Source organism: Clostridium collagenovorans DSM 3089, from assembly GCF_900130005.1.
Taxonomy (GTDB): Bacteria; Bacillota; Clostridia; order Clostridiales; family Clostridiaceae; genus Clostridium_D; species Clostridium_D collagenovorans.
The window spans coordinates 26,185-46,686 of sequence record NZ_FQXP01000010.1 but is presented as its reverse complement, the minus strand read 5'-3'; the positions used below and the strand labels follow the sequence as shown (position 1 = coordinate 46,686).

Here is a 20,502-nt window from a genome sequence, read left to right as displayed (position 1 = left end):
ATAAGTTCTAATAAAGGCTACTTATTTAAATATAACTTTAAAGTAAATTCAAAAGAAGTTATAGTGAAGTAACCTAATTTCAATATTATGTAGTATATAAACTAAAAAGCTGTTTCACTAAAATTTTAAATTTAACATATAAATAATTATATTTATATGCTACTTTTAACTTCATTTGTGTAACAGCTTTTTATATTTTTTAATTATCAAATTCCACATTTACATCCTTAAGTTTAAAACGAGCCCATCCCTTTTTATTTAAAAATCTTAAGTACATTATTAATCTAGAATAAATGGGATGACATCCATCAATATAATCTTCTTCTGTTATATTAGCATACTCCTTCTTAAGTTCAGGAAGCTGAAGTAATATCTGTCCAATCTCATAAACTGTATTTTTTCCATCCATATTAGTCCAAACACAACTTCCTAATCTATCAAATTTCATATCACTAACTGAAGGCTTCTTTATAAGCCATCTCATAAATCTCTCAACAGCTTTGTCATGATGAAATATTAAATACACAAAACCTTTTTTAACTTCCCATTCATCATGTTTTCTATAAGGTACATATAATAAAAAATTATCTTGCTTATTTTCTTTTTTTTCCTTACTCATATTCTACACCTCATTCTATTAAAAATTAAGAATAAAGAATAGAACTAAATCTATTCTCCATTCTTAATCTTTAAATTATTTACAAAAGAGGGCTAAGTTAAACTCAAACCCTCTTTAAAAATATCTATTTTTTATCTTCTACTTTTTCTTCAACTTTAGTTGAGAAGAAGTAAATACTTGCTGCTAAAGCTACAAATGCTGCTAAAGCTATCCAAGCATTTGAAGAAATAGCTGGGAATAATTTTGGTCCTATAGCTATTTTTTCAGCTAAAGATGTACCACCAATAGTTATAGTAGTTAAGATTGCAATTACTATCCCCATTAAAGCATCCCCGGCAACAAGACCAGATGAAAGTAAGATACCTCTTTCTGTTTGGATCTTTCCTTGTTCTTCGTTTTTCTTGAATTTCATATCTACAAGTCTTCTTACTAAAGCACCAGTTAATACTGCAGCACTTAAGTTGATTGGTAAGTATAATCCAAGAGCAACTGGTAAAATTGGAAGACCAGCTAAAGCACAGAATATTCCTATTACAGCTCCAACTATAACTAGTGTCCAAGGTAATTGAGCTGTCATAACACCCTCAACAACCATTGACATAAGTGTAGCTTGAGGTGCTGCTATTGCTTCAGTCCCTATTCCATATGTATTATTTAACATTAATAATACACCACCTGCAACAAATGATGCTACAACTAATCCTGCATACATACCCCACTCAACTTTCTTTGGAGTACCACCAATGATATAAGTTGTTTTTAAACTTTGAGATACACCACCTGCAACTGAAATAGCTATACAAGCTATACCACCAGCTAAGATAGCAGTCATCATACCTTTATCAGTAGGAGTTCCCATAATTTTTAAAACACCTGTGATAAATAATAAGGCAGCTATTGTCATACCTGATACTGGGTTGTTAGATACACCTATGATACCTGCCATTCTTGCAGAAACAACTGCGAAGAAGAATGAGAATAATACCGCTAATAATGCTCCAACTACACCTAATTTTAATCCTGGTAATAACCAAGCAATTACAAATACAAATACTGCAGCTGCTAATACCCAAGTTAATGGAGTATCAACTTCAGTTCTCTTTGTTGCTGCAGCTTCACCCGCAGAACCACCTAAACCTTGTAAAGCAGTTCTGAATGATTTAATAATTGTCGGTAATGATCTACCTAAACTAATAAATCCACCTGCAGCAACCGCACCAGCACCAATGTATCTTATGTAGTTACTCCAGATTTCTCTAGCTCCCATGTCTGCTATTAATTTAGTAGCTGGGAATAATGGCTCAGTTAAAGCTGAACCCATGTATTTTATAAGTGGAATTAGTCCAAACCATGCAACTAATGCTCCACCAAACATAAAGATCGCAACTTCTAAACCAACTATGAAACCAACACCGGCAAGTGATGCCATAGCATCAATACCAAAGATTGTTGATTCTAAAGGTTTTATAATCCATTGTGGAGATTCTGCCCAGATTCCTAATCCAGCAGATAAGAACTTAAATACAGCTCCTCCACCCATACCCATTATAACAGTTTTTAGGCCGCTTCCACCTTCCATACCTGTAACAAGTACTTCTGATGCTGCCATACCTTCTGGGAATATTAATTCACCGTGTTGTTCAACTATTAAATATTTTCTAAATGGAATAACAAATACTAGTCCTAATAATCCACCTAATGCAGTACATATTACAATAGTAGAAAGTTTTAACTGCATTCCCCAAATAATAATTGCAGGAAGTGTATAAATAATACCACCGGCTATAGATTCACCCATAGCTGCAACAGCTTGAATCATATTTGCTTCTAAAATATTGTTTCTTCTAAATACTTTCTTTAATAATCCTGCTCCAAGTATAGACGCTGGAATACCTGCCGCTATTGTCATACCAACTTGTAATCCTAAGTATACGTTGGCAGCTGCAAATACACATGCAAATAATATACCTAATCCTATAGATACCATGCTTACTTCTGGCATAGCTACATTAGTAGGTACAAATGGCATGTAATCTTCGCCTTTTATCCCACCATAAGCAGTATGTGATAATTTCTTGCTCTCCATGATTATCCTCCTTAGTTGTTAATAATTTATTTATGTTAAATATCAATTACAAGTATAATAGATATTTATCAACTCATTAATTTTTGTATTATTTTGTATTAATTATATTTTTCAAATTTTAAGACTTATTTTTAATTCTATTAAATATATTTACTTCAACACTTTATCATGTTAATATAATTAATATTCTTTTTATCGTTACAATTATTTAATTATTCATTTACTTATTTAAAATCCTAATAAATAATATCATATTTTGTAGAAAAAAATCAATATTTATCGTATTTTGAATTTTAATTAAATTCATTTGTTTTAAAAATAATTATTCTAATTTTAAAATTCTATTTATAAATTTTGGTATTTTTTATTTCATTCTTTAATTTTCCTCAAAAAAAGGCTAACTAAACAGTAATATATAAGATACCAATCCATTATTTTCATATAAACAATCTTATAATTTTTTTGTTAACTTTATAACTTTTTTATAATTATAATGATTTTTATAGATTGAATACTTGATAAAGACACCTTATTTACCCTTAAGCTAGCCAAATATGTTTTTGAAATTTAAAATCCTTTATGTCACTTAGTATTTTCATTTCAAAAAACTTTATTCATTTTTAATTTCTAAAGCTTTACTTTTTTAGATTGTTACATCTATTCTTACTTCTTTTTCATTACTAAATCTTATAAAGCTATCTTTTAGTACTTCACCATTTACTCTTATTTCTTTATGTCCTGTTACCTTAACTTTTATGTTGTATATGGTTTTATCTTTAGTATATTTAATTTCATATCCATCCCACTCTTTTGGAATACATGGAGCAATAGTAAATCCTTTGCCTTCTTTAAGCTTTAATCCTAGTATTCCCTCTATGGCAACTCTATACATCCATCCTGAAGTTCCTGTATACCAGCTCCATCCACCTCTTCCTACATAAGGTTCTTCTGCATATACATCAGCTGACATTACGTAAGGTTCAGTTTTATATATATCACACTGTTCCTTAGTTTTTGAGTGATTTATAGGATTTATTAAGTCAAATAATTCTACCGCTTCTTCTCCTCTTCCAAGTTTAGTTAATGCAAGTATTACCCATGTAGCCGCATGAGTGTATTGGCCTCCATTTTCCCTAACACCTGGAACGTAACCTTTTATGTAACCAGGCTCTAAATCAGATTTGTAAAATGGTGGAGTAAGTAACATTATTAATCCCTTATCTTTTTTAACTAAATATTTTTCTAAGGAATCCATTGCTATTTCTCTTCTTTCCTTATCTCCTGCTCCAGATATTATGGACCATGATTGAGATAATGAATCTATTTTACACTCTTCATTTAAATGAGAACCTAGTGGAGTTCCATCATCAAAGTAAGCTCTTCTATACCATTTTCCATCCCATGCATTTTTCTCAAGATTTTCTCTTATGAACTCTTGCATTTCGGAGTAGTAATTTTTTCTCTTTTTATCCTTTTTATACTCACATACTTCTTTAAAATCATTTAAAATGCTATATATAAACCAGCCTAACCACACACTTTCTCCTCTGCCTTTGTTTCCAACTGTACTCATACCATCATTCCAGTCTCCACTTCCCATTAAAGGTATATTGTGCTCTCCGAAGTTAAGTCCTCTCTCAATAGATTTTATGCAATGTTCATATATAGTACCCTTTTGCTTTGAAACTCTAGCGATATTATATCTTTCATCTTCACCCTCTCTTAAAGGATCATCCTCAAGATAAGATACCTCTTCATCTAAAATACTATAATCTCCTGTATTTTTTATATAATCTATAGTTACAAAAGGTAGCCATAATAAATCATCTGAAAATCTAGTTCTTATTCCACTATCTACTCCAGGATGCCACCAGTGCTGTACATCACCTTCTATAAATTGCCTTGATGCACTATATAGTATTTGATTTCTTGTAAGTGTAGGATTTAAATAAGTTAGTGACATAGAGTCTTGTAACTGATCTCTAAATCCATAAGCCCCACCAGATTGATAAAATCCCGTTCTTGCCCATATTCTACATACTAAGGTTTGATACATTAACCATCCATTAACAAGTAAATTCATGGACTCATCTGGAGTTTTTATTTCTATATGAGTAAGTAACTTTTTAAAATAATCCTTAGATTCTTTAAATTCATTATCTACTTTTTCAATGCTACTATATTCACTTATTTCTTTATCTATTTCCTTAAGTTCTTCACCTACCCCAAATAAAACTACTAATTCTTTTTCTTCATTAGGTTTAAGTTTTATATTACCCATAGTAGCTAAACAAGGATCAATTCCTGCACCCAAGGTATTAGATAATTTTTCTTTACTTAATGCACTAGGATTACTTAAAGATTTTCCTCTTCCTATGAACTCACTTCTATCTCCAGTGAAACTTTCGCCTTCAATTCCTATAAGCTTTAAGTAGCTATAGTATTTATTAAAGTGCATGCTATATGGATTTCTGCTATAAATATACTTTTTCTTTCCACTTACATCACTATATATGTGAGCTGCATCATGTTGAGGAACTACCCCTAAAACCATATGTGCATAATAACTCAAAGTTAAATTTTTTTCTTTATCGCAAGTATTTTTCAAGTTAATCTTACAGAACTTAATATTTTTATTCATAGAAGAGAACATAGTCATCTTTCCATAAATATCATTTTGTTTATGCTCAAATATTGAGTATCCAAATCCATGTTTAACAACATACTGACCACCATTATTAATAGGGGACTTAGTTATTGTAAACACCTCTGAATTATCATTATCTCTTATGTAAAATACTTCTGAAGGAGTATCACTTACCCAGTCATTGTTCCAAGTTGTGATTTTAAACTCTCTACTATTTTTAGCCCAAGTATAAGAAGCACCACTTTCTGAAACATGAAAACCAAAGTCACCATTAGAAATAATATTTATCCATGGAGCTGGTGTCGATAAATTATTATATAAATTTATTACGTACTCATTATTTTTTAAGTCATAACCACCATATCCATTAAAATATTTCAATTCCGGAATCTCTATATTATTTTCTTCACCCTTACAAGTAACTTTAGAAATTATTTTTTCCCTAAACTCAAAGTCCTCACCTTCACTTTTTTCTTCTATTCCTTGAGTTAATACAGAGCCTTTGTCAGGATCTAAGACCAATTTAGCTAATGCTTTAAGTAACTCCACATCCTCTTCATTCATAGATGCTTTGTTATATACAAATACACCACCTGGTTTGTTTTGCTTTTCTCTTAAAGCACTCATATAAATAGCATCCATTATGTTGCCTTGAACTGGCTCATAGTAATTTGATCCCTCTAAATTTATAACTACTAAATCAACTCTAAGACCTTTACTACTCCAATATTCATGAGCTAGTAAAATTTGTTTTAAATCTTCAATATGTTTTTCTTCTCTCACTATTAATAAAACAATAGGCAAATCTCCAGATATTCCATAAGACCATAAAGCATTTTGCCCTTTGCTTATATTTTTTATATAATCTTTTCTTTCCCTCATTTGATTATTTAAAAAGATTATACGTGATGCCATAGACTGATAAAGGTTTGCTTGTTGAAATTTTATGCCTAAATACTTAAGTTCTGATAATGCCTCATTATAAGCAGATTGAAATACTCTGTTTATATTGTGGGACTCATCATATTTAGTAGCAATTTCAAGTACCTTATCTCTACTTTCTGAGATAGCCGTTATAAAGCTCATCTTTATAGTTTCTCCTGGCTTTACAGTAACTTTCTTTTTCAAACTTATTATAGGGTCTAAAACAACTCCTTCAGTATTATCTAGTGATTTTTCCATAGCCACAGGATTTTGTAAAGTTCTATTTCTTCCTATAAAATTCACTCTACTAGTTTCATATTCTAATTCTGTAGACTCATCACCCTTAACAGATAGCTTTTGCATCATCCAGTTTTGAGTCTTACCCTTAGCTCTTGGTCTTCTAGTGGCTAAAATACATTGAGGCTCTTCTACATACTCAGTGGTTATAAATAAATTACCAAAGGCAGGATGAACTAAGTCTCCATCATAGCCATCTAATACAACTTCACAATAACTCATTATTTCTAAGTTTTTATCTTTCTTACCTTTGTTATATAATGAAAGTCTTCTTATTTCTAAATCCTCTTCACCAGATACAGTTATTTCCGTAGTAACTAATAATTCATCCTCTAGCTTTCTAAAGATAGCTTTTTCTAATGAAAATTTAACTTCATAAGTATCATTGAATTTTTTTACTGGTTCATAGGTGTTACTAAAATAATTATTTTCATCAACATCCTTTATATAAATGTACATACCATAATTATCAAGGGTTTTGTCTTCTCTCCATCTATATAAATGCAGATCATCTTTTTTACCCCAACCACTTCCACCATTAGAAATCATCAAGGAATAACTTCCATTTGATAATAATTGAGTTTCTGGTTGTGATGTAATGTTAGCTTTAAATCTTCTAGGTATAATTGGAGTCTTAAACTCCTCAATATCCTCTTTAAGTAAAGTTAGCTCTTTATCATAAACCACCTTTTGAGGCATTTTTTCTTGTAATAATAATTCTGTTGCCTTTACTCTAGGAATACTATGGAATCTTTCTTGTAATATATTTTTTTCAAGCACATTATCTAATGCCATAAGACTCATACCCTCATGGTGAATCATAAAGCATTTTATAACTTCTTTTTTGCTTGTTTTCTTAATTCTAGATTTAGTATAATCCACTGCCTCGTATAAACCATATCTACCTTCTAAGCCTTCTTTAATCAACCTTAATAAATTATCATAAGATCCCTTAAAATCCTTTTGTAGAGATAACATAGTTGAATATGGTGATACTACAAGTTCATCCACTAACCCTCTCTTAAGCCCAATACCAGGAACTCCGAAAGCCTTATACTGATAGTTTTTATCCACATCAAAGTTATAATAAGCTGATTCAGATATTCCAAAGGGTACCTTTCTATGAAAACAATATTTTTTCTGAGCGCCTATGACATTTAAATGGGTTTCATCTAAGATTGTCTCTGGGTAAGATTTCATTATTAACAGTGGCATAAAATACTCAAACATAGTACCACTCCAAGAAACTAAACTCTTATTACCAGATACATAAGTCATAGCTCTTCCTAATTTAAACCAGTGTCTTTGCTCCACATCACCCTTTGCAATAGCTACAAAACTTGCCTGTCTTGACTCAGATGCAAGTAAATCATAATAACTATCAACCAACTTATCAGCTTCCATATCATATCCTATAGAAAATAATTCTCTACTCTTCGAATATAATACAGAAAAATCAGTTTCCTCAGCCATTTTATCTATACTTTCTTGTAAATTTTCAATTGTACAGTATAACTCTCTTATTCTCTTACTACTTAATTCAACAGCCTTAAGTAAATCAATACAGGATTCTTCCTTATAGGTATTTTTATGCTTTTCTATATGCCTATATAATCCTTCTATTTCTTTTGCTAATTCCCTTACCTTTGTATGGAAAGGTATCTTTAAAATCATATCTTCCAATTTATTATTAATCTTAGGATTATCCAATATTAAAGGTAACCAAGGAAATAATTCATTAATCTCATCTAAATATCCCATAACATCTTCTCTCAAGGTCCTATTCCAGAATAATTCTTCATTATTTAAATCAATTTCATTATTCTCTCTTAAAATTTCATTTAAAATATCAACCCATTTTGCTAAGTTAATATCCTTTAATTCCTCAAGATTCAACTGTATTTTATAAGGATTTTCATCTTCTATTGCTTTTATTTCTGTAATAGCTAAATTTAAAGTATCCTTTAATCCTTTCATTAAATTGCAATCTATTATAGGATCTTCCATGTATTCTTTTATACTTCTTTCCATAAGCCATAAATACCCTACTAAGTTACCACTATCAACTGTAGAAACAAATCTAGGATATAAAGGCATTTTGTTTAAAGTATCATACCAGTTGTAAAAATGCCCATGGAACTTTTCTAAACTTTCCATAGAATCCATAGTATTTTTTACTCTGCTAATCAACTGAAGAAAACTTATGTAACCTAAATCCTTTGCAACAACATTAGAAGTTAGTGCCATACCCATATTAGTAGGGGAGGTTCTATGCGCAACCCCTTTTAATGGATCTTCTTGATAGTTATCAGGTCCTAACCAATTATTTTTTTCATTTACAAAGTCTCTAAAGTAACCCCAGGTTTCTCTAGCTACTCTTCTTAAAACAACTTGTTTTTCTTCCTTTACCTTCATTTTAGGAACATATATTTCCTTACTTATTATGTAAGCAATAACTGGGCTTATAAACCAAACAGCCACTGTTGGTAACATAAAAATTCCAGTATATACAGACCTGTTAAATGCTAGTACTCCGATTATAGCAGCTATTATACTTCCCGGTGCCATTTGAATAATAAAATCAAATAATCCTCTACCAACAGATCTCTCAACATGAGCAGATGTCTGCCATTCTAACATATTTCGTCTCGTTATAATAAGTCTATATAAAGTTTTAAGTATAGCTGTAAGCATCAAATATGCATTATAAGGTATAAAGGCAAATATCAAAAATACTTGTTGCCATAATATCCTTTGACTTTTTACCTTTCCTGATAAACTAATTCCCTTTATCGGAGTTACAGCCACCTCAGATACATCAAAAACAATAGGTGCTGCAACAGCAAGAATTGCTGCTAAGAACCATTTGTCTGTTCCATCTGGTAGTATTTCTAAAGTGCCTAATACAACTAAAGCTATTATGCTTATTGACAATAAACTTCTTCTTAAATTATCTAAAATTTTAAATTTAGATAAACCATTAATAGGGCTCTTTTTAAATAACCAGGGTAGCAGTTGCCAATCTCCCCTTACCCATCTATGTAATCTCTTGCAACTTGAACTGTAATAAGCTGGGTAATCATCTATAAGTTCTACATCACTAACTAAGGCACATCTAACATATGAGCCCTCTAGTAAATCGTGACTTAGCACTGTATTTTCAGGAATATTATAATCTAACATATCTTGGAATGTATCAATATCATATATACCCTTACCAGTAAAAATACCTTCTCCAAATAAATCTTGATAAACATCAGAAACAGCAGTTGTATATGTATCTATACCTGTTTCCCCTGAAAATATCTTTGAAAAATGAGTTTTGTTAGAACTTAAAATATTAATACCTATTCTTGGTTGCATAAGTCCATATCCTCTAACTATTTTATTAGTCTTAGGTGACTTATGAGGGGTATTTAATATATGAGACATTGCCCCAACTAGTTTCTTACCACAGTCTCTAGGTAATTCTGTATCTGTATCTAAAGTTATAATGTATTTAGCTTCCTTTAACTTAGCTATATCAGAACTTATAACATTAAAAGTGGTATTACCTTGATTTCTAAGTAATCTATTAAACTCTAATAATTTACCTCTTTTTCTTTCCCAACCTAAATAGTAACCTTCTTTTTCGTTATATTTTCTTTCTCTGCAAAGGAAATAAAACTTCTTTTCTTCATTAAAGAAATACTTCTTATTAAGTTTTTCTATAAAATCTAAAGTTGCATTAATTAAATCTCTGTCATTTTGATTATTTTTACTTTCGCTATCTATTAAATCTCCTAAAATAGCAAAACTTAAATTCTTATCATCATTACTAAGATAATAAATCTCTAGTCTTTTTACCAACTCTATAATTCCTGATATATCAGTAATTAAAGTAGGAATTACAACTATAGTTGAAGATTCTTTACTTATGCCCTTAGTAAAATCCATCTTAGGTACAAATCTAGGTTGAAGTCTATGAGTTATACTCCAATTCAATATAGAAATAATAACTTCACTACATGGAACAAGTAAAACAATTGTAGCCAATACATATTTCCATGGTTTTAAATAATAATCGTTTATATAACTTAAACTTAAAAAAGCAACTATTGATAATGCTGTACCTCCTAAAATTAAAAGAAGATATAAAGCAAAGGGTTTTCTTTCAATTAGAGGAATAGTATATTTAATTTTACTGTTCTCATTTTTAACCTCATCAATTAAATCTTTTTTTCCTTCATCAATTATGTAATATCCTATGTGCTTCAAGTATTCCTTTGACTTTATATCCTTAGCTTTCTTTGCTAATTCTAAAGCCATTTCTGTTAAATACTCTTCACTACATTTCAAAGTTTTAGATAACTTCTCAATACTATGCCTATAATAATCCCTAGATTCAAAATCCATTTTTCCATAAATTCCTCTAGGATCTCTTCTTAAAACTGCTTCTACTGCACTTAACTTTTCAAAGCAACTACGCCAATTTAAGGCTTCTACTCTTCTTAAAGAGTTAATAGAATTTCCTATAGATATTTGAATTAGGGATTCTGATTTATGTTCCTCTTTAATCATTTCATCAAGATTTTTATCATTACTTTCTAAGGCTTCATTTATAAAATCATGAACTTCTACATTCTCTATTCCATTATTTTTTAACACTTTAAAAAGTCTTTCAGTAAAATAACTTTTATAATCTATATTTAATTCTTTTATTTTTTTTAATTCTTCTTGAAGTTTGTTTTCATTTATAGCATTAATTATTCTCTCTGCTATCTTTTCACCCTTATCTCTTTGCTTTTGTATAAGTAGCATCTTTTCACATATGTTACTTAAGTTTTGAATTAAGGCCATTTTAATCATTAATGGCAACGCCCATAACTCACCACTACTTAAAATCTTATTATTTTGGTAAGCTGAAATAAATTTATTGATTATATCACCATCTACATTACTATCAGTGTGCATAACCATCTCTAAGGCTATATTATATACCCTAGGATACCCCTTCATTTTTCCATCATTTATTACTGGAAGGGTTTTATAATAAGCTTTGGGCATATTGTACTTAATATCTTTATACTCCTTTTGTATAAGATAATAATTATCTAATAACCATTCAGCTGCTATAATAACTTCTCTTTTATTAGTCTTATTTTCAAAAAAGCTATGTGCATTTGTTATAACTTCAAAGCTCTTATCCAAATTAGTGATTAATTGTTTTCTACAATTGCTTACACTCTCTTTATCTTTACCTATTGAAATATTCTCAGCATGCTTTTCTATTCCGTCAATATTTACTTCTTCAAATATAATGTCTTCAAATAAGTAATCTGTTTTCTCATTGTTCATAAATCTATTAATAAGAGCCATAATTAATAGAATTACTGCTACAGCTATAAACAAATATGCATAGAAATACATTGCCATCACCCCTTCGTATTTTTTCGTTTCTCAAGTTATTGTTTACCAATTTACTTAAATTTATTAGTTATTTTTTATATTTTATGTATGATTTCCTTATTTTTTCGTAAAAAAAGAGATTTACCACCATAATTTAGCGATAAATCTCTTTTTAAAAACCGTATATTCTTTTTAAAATCTTATATATTAAATAATTCTAAGAATATTTTATATACATCCATGTGATCCTTAACTCCAGCTAACTCTCTTATTGAGTGCATAGCAAAAGTTGGATTTCCTATATCCACAGAAGCAATATCTAAATGAGTTGATGATATAGGTCCTATTGTAGAACCCCCTCTTACGTCAGAACGATTAACAAACTTTTGTACAGGTACTTCAGCCTTTTCACATAATCTTTCAAATATAGCATCTGAATGTGAATCAGTTGTATAACTTTGGTCTGCATTTACCTTTATTACAGTACCTTTGTTTATCATCGGTCTATTAGTAGGATCATGCTTCTCTGGAGCAGATGGATGCACTGCATGTGCATTATCAGCTGATATCATGAATGATTTAGCTAAAGATCTAAGGAATTCATCTCTTCCTTTTCCTAAACTAAGTACAATTCTTTCTAACACATTTGAAAGCATTTGAGAGTCTGCACCTTGCTTAGTTGAGCTTCCGATCTCTTCATTGTCAAAGCAAACCATAACACTTGTAGCCTTTGAAGCCTTAGCTTTCTTTAAAGCCCCTATTCCAGCATGAACCATTTGAAGGTCATCTAATCTTGAAGCAGAAATAAATTCTTTATTTAAGCCCATAATTAAACCCTTTTCATATTCATATAAGAATAAATCAAAATCTATAATTTCTGATGCTTCTACTCTTAATTCCTTAGCAATTGCTTTTATTAAATAATTGCCTTTTTCTAATTCATCATTAACTAAACCTAATAAAGGTAACATATCCTTTTGCTTATTAAGTTCCATGCCCTTATTTAAATCTCTTTGCATGTGTATAGCAATATTAGGTATTATAAGTATTGGTTTATTTATATTAACTAATCTTGTTACAGGATTAAAAATATCCTCTGACTTTAACATTACTCTTCCAGCAATAGCTAAAGGTCTATCCATCCAAGTATTTAAAATAGGACCGCCGTAAGATTCAGTATTTAATCTTACATAGTTACCCTCAACTATCATTTCAGGATTAGGCTTAACTCTAAATCCTGGAGAATCTGTGTGTGCTCCTACTATTTTAAAACCTTGCTCCTCTATTTCACCAGTTCCCACTATAAAAGCTGTTAAAGCTGAACTATTTTTAGATACATAATACTTACCGCCCTTTTCTAGTTCCCACTTATCACATTCCTTTAACTCCTGGAATCCTGCTTCATTTAATACGTCTTTAGCATTTTTCACTGCATGAAAAGCTGTTGGACTATCATATAAAAAGTCAACTAACTCTTGTGCAAATTTTAATTCATTGCTCATAGTTTATCCCCTTTCAACTAATTAATTGGTCTCTTAATAGTTTACCATATTATAGAGTTTTTTTGTAATCTTCTAAATTATTAATTAGTTTTATAAGCTAAATTTAAATCATTTAAGTAATTAAAAGTTTTATTATGTATTGTAATTTTATTTTATACTCTTTAAAGCTCATATTTATATAAAAAAAGAAAGCACTTATACAAGTGCTTTAATTACTTTCGGTTATTAATTATTTAGGTCATTCGTTATTATATCTATCTTATCAAGACCATTGTTATTCATGCCCTTCACAAAGGACTCAACTGTTAATTGGTTTTTGTTGTCATTTCAACAAACTCGCTTCAATCTAAACTTTCGTTTACATTAATTCTTTCGTTAAATTATCTTCATCTTAAGTTATTTTTTTAATCTCTCGCAACTTATTTTACGCACCTAAAACACTGCGCATTTTTCCTATAGTTTGTTATAATTTATTTATCTTCATCGTTTTATAGTGAAGCTCTAATCTTAGAATCCAAGTCAACACTATTTTTAATATATACCCATCAATATTAATCTTAATTAAAAATTTCTCTTACTTATAAACTATCTATTCTATAAACCCATTTAAAAAAGCTACCCTTAAATTAAGAGTAGCTAAAGTTTGCATAGAAATATAAATTACAAGTATACTACAAAGATTTAATATCTCCGGCAACTGGCTGGCGTAGTTCTAAAAACTGTAGCCCCTTTGGCTTTGCGTCCTTAAATTTCTCTAAGTTTGCCTATTTAGTTATAAACCTATTTTACCACATATTTATTATATTACAAGTACTTTTTTTACATATTTCTGATTTTTTTAACATTAATTTCTTATAAATATTAATTTTCTTTCTTTTTTAACTTTCTTCTATTTTATTAAAGAATATTTACTTACTACAACTTTAATAAATGTAGTAAGTAAATATAAATTTATTTTGAAAGCATTATATTATTTTATAAAAATTTTCTCTTAACTATAACCTTAATTTGAGTACTTTAAATTTTCTCCAACAAGATAGAAGAATGAATTTGCTAAATCAACTCCTAAAGCACCTGTGCTTAAATCCTTAGGTGAATTCTCTACATATCCATTTATAACAAGTCTTCCATTTTGCTCAAGGTGACTAAGCTTTAGGTAATCCCCCTCAACATAAGTTCCTTTATTTAAAGCCTCTGCCATTTTATCAGCTGTATCATCGGCTCTTACTGAATACTCATTTTTCAAGTTTCCATCTTTATCAAAATGTTGTATCTTTACATAAACCCTTGAGTATTGATATGGATGTACCATCTTACCATTTGATTCTGCAATAAATTTCTTACTCTCAGTATCAAAACTTAGCTTTAAGAACACCTCATTGTTATAGCCCTTAAATTCTATATTATTAACTTCTCTTAAGTTTATAATAGAACTTTCTATAATCTCTAGTTCTTTAGCTATTTCCTCTTCCAATACATTTTTACTATTTACCACTTCTTCTGCTTTTTTTATAGTAATTTGTAAGTTATCATAGGATGTCTTAGTATATTCTTCTTTTAAAAACTTTTTAGCTTCCTTTATCTTTTCTATTAGCTTTGTTTTATCTGCTGATAAATCTAATTGTTCACTTGAGTATTTAAAATTCTCTCCATTTAAATAAAATAAAGATGTACTTAAATCTAAATCTCTTACACCATTACTTAAATCAAATGGTACATTTTCTACATACCCCTTCACTACTAATCTTCCATTCTTTTCTGCATGATATAACTTTAAATAATCTCCATCACCATAAGATAAATTATTTAAAGCCGCAACTAAATTATCAGCTGTTTCAGTACCTCTTATAGAATATTTTCCTTTTTCATTTCCTTTTTTATCACAATGAATTAATTCTATATATTTTCCACCTATATATCTATTGGCAACTTCACCATTAGATAGAGCTTTAAAAATCTTATTTTCACTATCAAAGGATAATTTTAAAAACTCATTATTGTTATATCCTTTAAATATAATTTCATTTAATTCTCTTAAACTCTCTTTTGCTAAATTTAAATCTTCAATAGCTTTAATAATTTCCTCTTCTAAAACATTAGTTGAATTTACTAAAGCTTCAGCTCTCTTTATCTCTGCTTTTAAATTAGAATAGCTTGTCTTTGTATAGTTTTCATGTGTTATTATCTTCATTTCATTTATCTTATTAATTAATTCTGTCTTATCTGCTGATAAATCTAATTGCTCATTTGAGTATTTTAAATTTTCTCCAAGAAGATAGAAAAATGAATTTGATAAATCAACTCCTAAAGCACCTGTACTTAAATCCTTAGGTGAACTCTCTACATATCCATTTATAGCAAGTCTTCCATTTTGCTCAAGGTGGCTAAGTTTTAGGTAATCCCCCTCAACATAAGTTCCCTTATTTAAAGCCTCTGCCATCTTATCAGCTGTATCATCAGCTCTTACTGAGTACTCATTTTTCAAATTTCCCTTTTTATCAAAGTGCTGTACCTTTACATAAATTCTTGAGTATTGATATGGGTGTACCATCTTACCATTTGATTCTGCAATAAACCTCTTATTCTCAGTATCAAAACTTAGTTTTAAGAACACCTCATTGTTATATCCCTTAAATTCTATTTTATTTGTTTTTATTAAACTATTTATAGACTCTTTAAGCTCTTTATATGTTAATGCTATCGCAACTCTTGAAGCATTTTCATCACTAGAAAGTTTTACTGCATAATCTAAAACCCTTTTGTAATTTTCAAAACTTGTCTTTGTGTAATCCTCTTTTGTAAAATTACATTTATTTATTAATTCTTTTAAATCATCCACAGTTGCATTTAATTTAGATAAAACTATATTCTTCATTCCCTTTTCAAAGGACTTAACTGTTAAATTATTTGCTTTTACATTCCCAAGTGTATTAAATTTTTCATCTACTGTGAAATAAAAATCAAAAGTATCCTCAGTGCTATTATCATAAGAAATAGTTGCATTCCAAAGACCATTTTTATCTCTAGTCATTTCAATAGGCTTGTACCCATTTAAGCTTGTGTTTATATGCATTGTTTTATTTAAATTATTTTTATCTTCATAGGTAATTTTAACTTTTCCATCATTGTTGTTTTCATAATTAACAACACCAGTTAACTCTGCTATACTTTGTCCTCTATCTCCTAAATTCCAAGGAATACTATCCGCAGCTATTTTAGGCATAACATGATATGTATCATATGGAGCATGATTTTTACTATCTTCATATCCTCTTAAGTACCAGTTCTTTCCGCCCCAAGTACTATCAGCTACATACCAATTACCATAAAGATTTATATTATTCCATGCATGAGGCCCACCTGCATGTCCATTTACATATGCATTTTCTATACCTAATCTTAAAAGTAAATATTCAAATCCCTTTGCATAGCCACCACATATAGCCTCTTTAGTTATAAAAGTACCTCTCATATCACCACATAAATCTACATTTTTATAACTAACCATATGCTCAAACTCTGATTGTACAGTCTTTATTATTTGATAAAGATTCATATCTGGAGTTACTTTACTTAATATATATGAAACAGCTTCTTCAGTTTGTAAAAGCCACTGCTTATACTCATCTCCGTTTTGTGATCCATTTCCTATATAAAACTTTTGCCCTATTACTACTCCATTCTTATAAACTGGTTTTGCACCCCAGTCCTTTAATAAAAACATTCTTGGATCATTTCTAAATAAATACTTTTGTATATATTGAGCTTCCTCTTCTGATATTGTGATTCCATGAGACTCATAATCCATATAAAATTCAACATTCCCAGCAGAATCTCTTGGATACTTATTTTCTGTGTTATCATATTTCAATAATGATTTATAAGCTAAGTCCCACGCTTTCTTACCTTCTTCACTTAATAAACTTCTTCCGTATAATATATTTCCATCAAAAGGAGTTGTTAATGTCTCTAAATCAGCATTTAGTATATAGCTATACCCCGTATTAGTTTCTTGTTTTAAATTCTTTTGGTTTAATACCTCTGGATAAACATCAACCTTAATTTCCCCAGTATTAATTTCTATTTTAGTATAAGTAGTAAAACCTTCATTGCTTTCTATATCTACACTAAACTCACCATTATCATTAGATACTGTCTTAAACTCTCTTCCTTCAACCACAACTTTTATATTAACCTTTGGAGCTGTAACTCCCGTAAGAGTAGTTTGCTTTACTATACCAGCACCTAATATCTTTAAAGGCGACACCTTTGTATCTGGTATATAATCTACAATTCCATATTCTCTTATTTCAAAGTATTGCAACTTATCCACACAATTTGTTCCTACTGATTTATCCTGTGTGAATAATGTAGGACTCTTTAATCCTGAAGCTGAAGCTATATTAAGGCATATTATATCCCCATACTTAAAGTCCTTACCATTAATTTTCTTTACGAAATCTCCTACATATTTACTATCTGCAGTTTCATTTATAATTGCTTCCTTAGTGTTTCTATCAATTACTTTAACTGTGAAGTTATCATTTGAGTTTCCAAAATTCCCTGATTGACTTACAGCATTTATTTTCATTGTGCTATTGTCAAACTCTAATTTTAAAGCTGATCCACCCCATATATTTTCAAATGCAAAATATGAGTTAATCAAAGTCTTAGCCTCTATAGAGCTCTTATCCCCAGTAGAATTCACCTCACTGTAATCAATAATAGTGCTTGCATTAGCTACCGATGATGTAATCCCTGAAATCATCAAACTAATAGCTACTGCTTTTACAAAGTTTCTTTTCATATGTCTTTCTCCTCCTATTTTTTAAATGCAAGTCCATCAATATTAGTCATAATAGAAGTTTACCTACTCATAAAACTATATAATCTATAAAGCAACTAAAAAAGCTACCCTTAAATTAAGAATAGCTAAAGTTTGCATAGAAATATAAGTATAGCAATATAAGCATATTAGTATACTACAAAGATTTAATATCTCCGGCAACTGGCTGGCATAGTTCTTAAAACCTTAGCCCCTTTAGCTTTGCGTCCTTAAATTTCTCTAAGTTTGCCTATTTAATTTTAATCTCATTTTACCATATCTTTCTTATATCTCAAGTGTTTTATTGACATATTCCTGAATTATTTAACATTATTTTCTTATAAATATTCATATTCTTTATTTTATAACTTATATGTCTCCTGTTTGATTAGCTTATATTTTATCTTTCTAAAACCATAAGTGATACTTCATCATAGCAGTTAAAAGCAAAGAAAAAAGTGCCCCATCCCACAAAGATTAGCACTTTTTTTAAGATTCATAATTTAAATATAAATCTAATCCAATAGCCCTAAAACAAAATAACCACACTGTGAAAGCGACTAAATATAAATCATAGATTTATTTTATCTGCTTTTGTTCTAAGGATGGCTTAGTGTTACCAGCACTAAGCTTTTCTTATTTACACTCACTAGGATAAATAAAAATACCAAAGTGATAGATTTTATTCTTACTTATAGTATATTAAACCTTTATAAAAAAATAAACACAAACAAATTTTAATAATCATTTCTATAAATTGGAATTTTCTTTGTGTTATACTTATTCTATTTTGTTCCTTTTCATTGTAGTTTTAATTCTTGATCAAAATTTACGTGAGTGCTTCGGTTTTATCTTCTATATTTTTCTTATGATCAATAATTGCATTTTAACTTAAAAGTTAAGTATTCCATGAAGATTAGACACATGAAATCTACGATTTTTTCTGATTTTCTTAGGATTAATCTTTTTAATCATCCATTTATTATTTTTATATTTTTATAAAAATATGTAACTATAAAATCATAAATAGACTATAGTTACATAGTGATTTTTATTTAATCAGTATCTCTCATTAATATTTTCTTTGTATTTCATAAAAATCATAATATAACAATGTTATATTAATGAACATTCTTTTATTTAAAAATCAAGCTACATAATTTTGCTTATTATATTCTATAACTCACTACTATATTATATATTTATAAATGTTAGCAAATATATATTTCACTTAATCTGCATAGCTCGAAACGCTTTGGATATATTGACCAAATTATATATAATTATGATATAATATATTTAATTCTTATTATTTTTAAAAAGGACAGGTGTATTATATATGGCAATTCCAGATAATATTGTAGCAGAAGTTCTATCCAAAAGTGCTCGACACTGTTGTGTATGTAGAAACTTCTTACCCTTAAAAATTCAAGTTCATCATATTATTGAAAAAAATGATGGAGGTACAGATGATATTGACAATCTTATTCCTATTTGTATTGATTGTCATGCTAGCATTCATACAATCACTAACATGACTAGAAAATTTACTAGTTTAGAACTAAAAAAGTCAAGAGATACTGTTTATGACATGGTCATTAATGGCAAACTTCCCGCTTTTAAACCGTTAACAAGAAATGAAATAGAAATGATTTCTTCTACTTTAGTAGAATCACTCAAGAAGAAGACTCTTGAAGAGCCTTTGAGTAATGAGGCTATGTACATCTTGACCACATCACTGAGCGAACAATCTCCAATATTGGTAAATAGTTTCCATAATAATTCTTTCCAGGTTATAGTTATTGGAACTCAACATATAGTTTCTCAAGAAAAATCTGAGGGTCAATACCCAATGTCTATAATCGAACTATTATCAAAAGGATATATAGAAGTTAATAAGAATCAAATTAACATTTCAGTTAAAGGGATTCACCTTTTAGAAACCTTGATTAATACTACAGCCACATTTACACAGAAAAAAGCTAAATGCCTATCTTGTGGACTTCATTTCATATTGTGTTCATGGCATAAAGATAAACATGATAGTTCTTCTCTACATTGTCCTGAATGTGGTCAGAGTAACGGAAACTTTTTAGTTTGGTCACAACAAAAATTTGGTTTTATCTTTGAAGATGTTCCTGGCAAAGCAAACCTTTATAGTGCACCTAAATAATTAATCTAATATGAGATATATAATTATTTTATCTATCGGCT

Annotated in this window: 6 protein-coding genes and 2 riboswitches; of the genes, 1 reads left to right on the top strand and 5 read right to left on the bottom strand. The window is 29.3% G+C overall.

Annotated features, from left to right (window positions below; translation table 11 throughout):
• Positions 1-199: 199 nt before the first annotated feature.
• The 5 genes from BUA48_RS12115 to BUA48_RS12095 all read right to left on the bottom strand — a co-directional run bounded on the left by BUA48_RS12115 (position 200) and on the right by BUA48_RS12095 (position 18,270).
• Positions 200-619, bottom strand: coding sequence for a hypothetical protein (locus BUA48_RS12115; RefSeq protein WP_072832331.1), 420 nt, complete (start codon positions 617-619; stop codon positions 200-202).
• A gap of 124 nt (positions 620-743) precedes the next feature.
• The gene (locus BUA48_RS12110; RefSeq protein ID WP_072832330.1) at positions 744-2,705 is read right to left on the bottom strand and encodes an OPT family oligopeptide transporter; all 1,962 of its coding nucleotides are present in this window, start codon (positions 2,703-2,705) and stop codon (positions 744-746) included.
• Positions 2,706-3,348: 643 nt separating this feature from the next.
• The gene (locus tag BUA48_RS12105; RefSeq protein ID WP_072832329.1) at positions 3,349-11,982 is read right to left on the bottom strand and encodes a glycoside hydrolase family 94 protein; all 8,634 of its coding nucleotides are present in this window, start codon (positions 11,980-11,982) and stop codon (positions 3,349-3,351) included.
• 179 nt (positions 11,983-12,161) lie between these two features.
• Positions 12,162-13,463, bottom strand: a complete 1,302-nt coding sequence (locus BUA48_RS12100) for a M18 family aminopeptidase (protein ID WP_072832328.1) — start codon at positions 13,461-13,463, stop codon at positions 12,162-12,164.
• Positions 13,464-14,152: 689 nt separating this feature from the next.
• A riboswitch (cyclic di-GMP riboswitch) is annotated at positions 14,153-14,238 on the bottom strand.
• Between the two features lie 228 nt (positions 14,239-14,466).
• A complete protein-coding gene (locus BUA48_RS12095; RefSeq protein ID WP_072832327.1) occupies positions 14,467-18,270 on the bottom strand; it encodes a putative mucin/carbohydrate-binding domain-containing protein in 3,804 nt (1,267 codons plus the stop codon).
• 193 nt (positions 18,271-18,463) lie between these two features.
• Positions 18,464-18,549: riboswitch (cyclic di-GMP riboswitch) on the bottom strand.
• Positions 18,550-19,627: 1,078 nt separating this feature from the next.
• Between BUA48_RS12095 and BUA48_RS12090 the strand changes: the two genes are divergently transcribed.
• On the top strand, positions 19,628-20,461 hold the full coding sequence (locus BUA48_RS12090) for an HNH endonuclease (protein ID WP_072832326.1): 834 nt from the start codon (positions 19,628-19,630) through the stop codon (positions 20,459-20,461).
• Positions 20,462-20,502 lie beyond the last annotated feature (41 nt).

Excerpts from the sequence above, each read along its gene's own strand:
- BUA48_RS12115 (WP_072832331.1), bottom strand. The coding sequence starts at position 619 with ATGAGTAAGGAAAAAAAAGAAAATAAGCAAGATAATTTTTTATTATAT.
- BUA48_RS12110 (WP_072832330.1), bottom strand. The coding sequence starts at position 2,705 with ATGGAGAGCAAGAAATTATCACATACTGCTTATGGTGGGATAAAAGGC.
- BUA48_RS12105 (WP_072832329.1), bottom strand. The coding sequence starts at position 11,982 with ATGTATTTCTATGCATATTTGTTTATAGCTGTAGCAGTAATTCTATTA.
- BUA48_RS12100 (WP_072832328.1), bottom strand. The coding sequence starts at position 13,463 with ATGAGCAATGAATTAAAATTTGCACAAGAGTTAGTTGACTTTTTATAT.
- BUA48_RS12095 (WP_072832327.1), bottom strand. The coding sequence starts at position 18,270 with ATGAAAAGAAACTTTGTAAAAGCAGTAGCTATTAGTTTGATGATTTCA.
- BUA48_RS12090 (WP_072832326.1), top strand. The coding sequence starts at position 19,628 with ATGGCAATTCCAGATAATATTGTAGCAGAAGTTCTATCCAAAAGTGCT.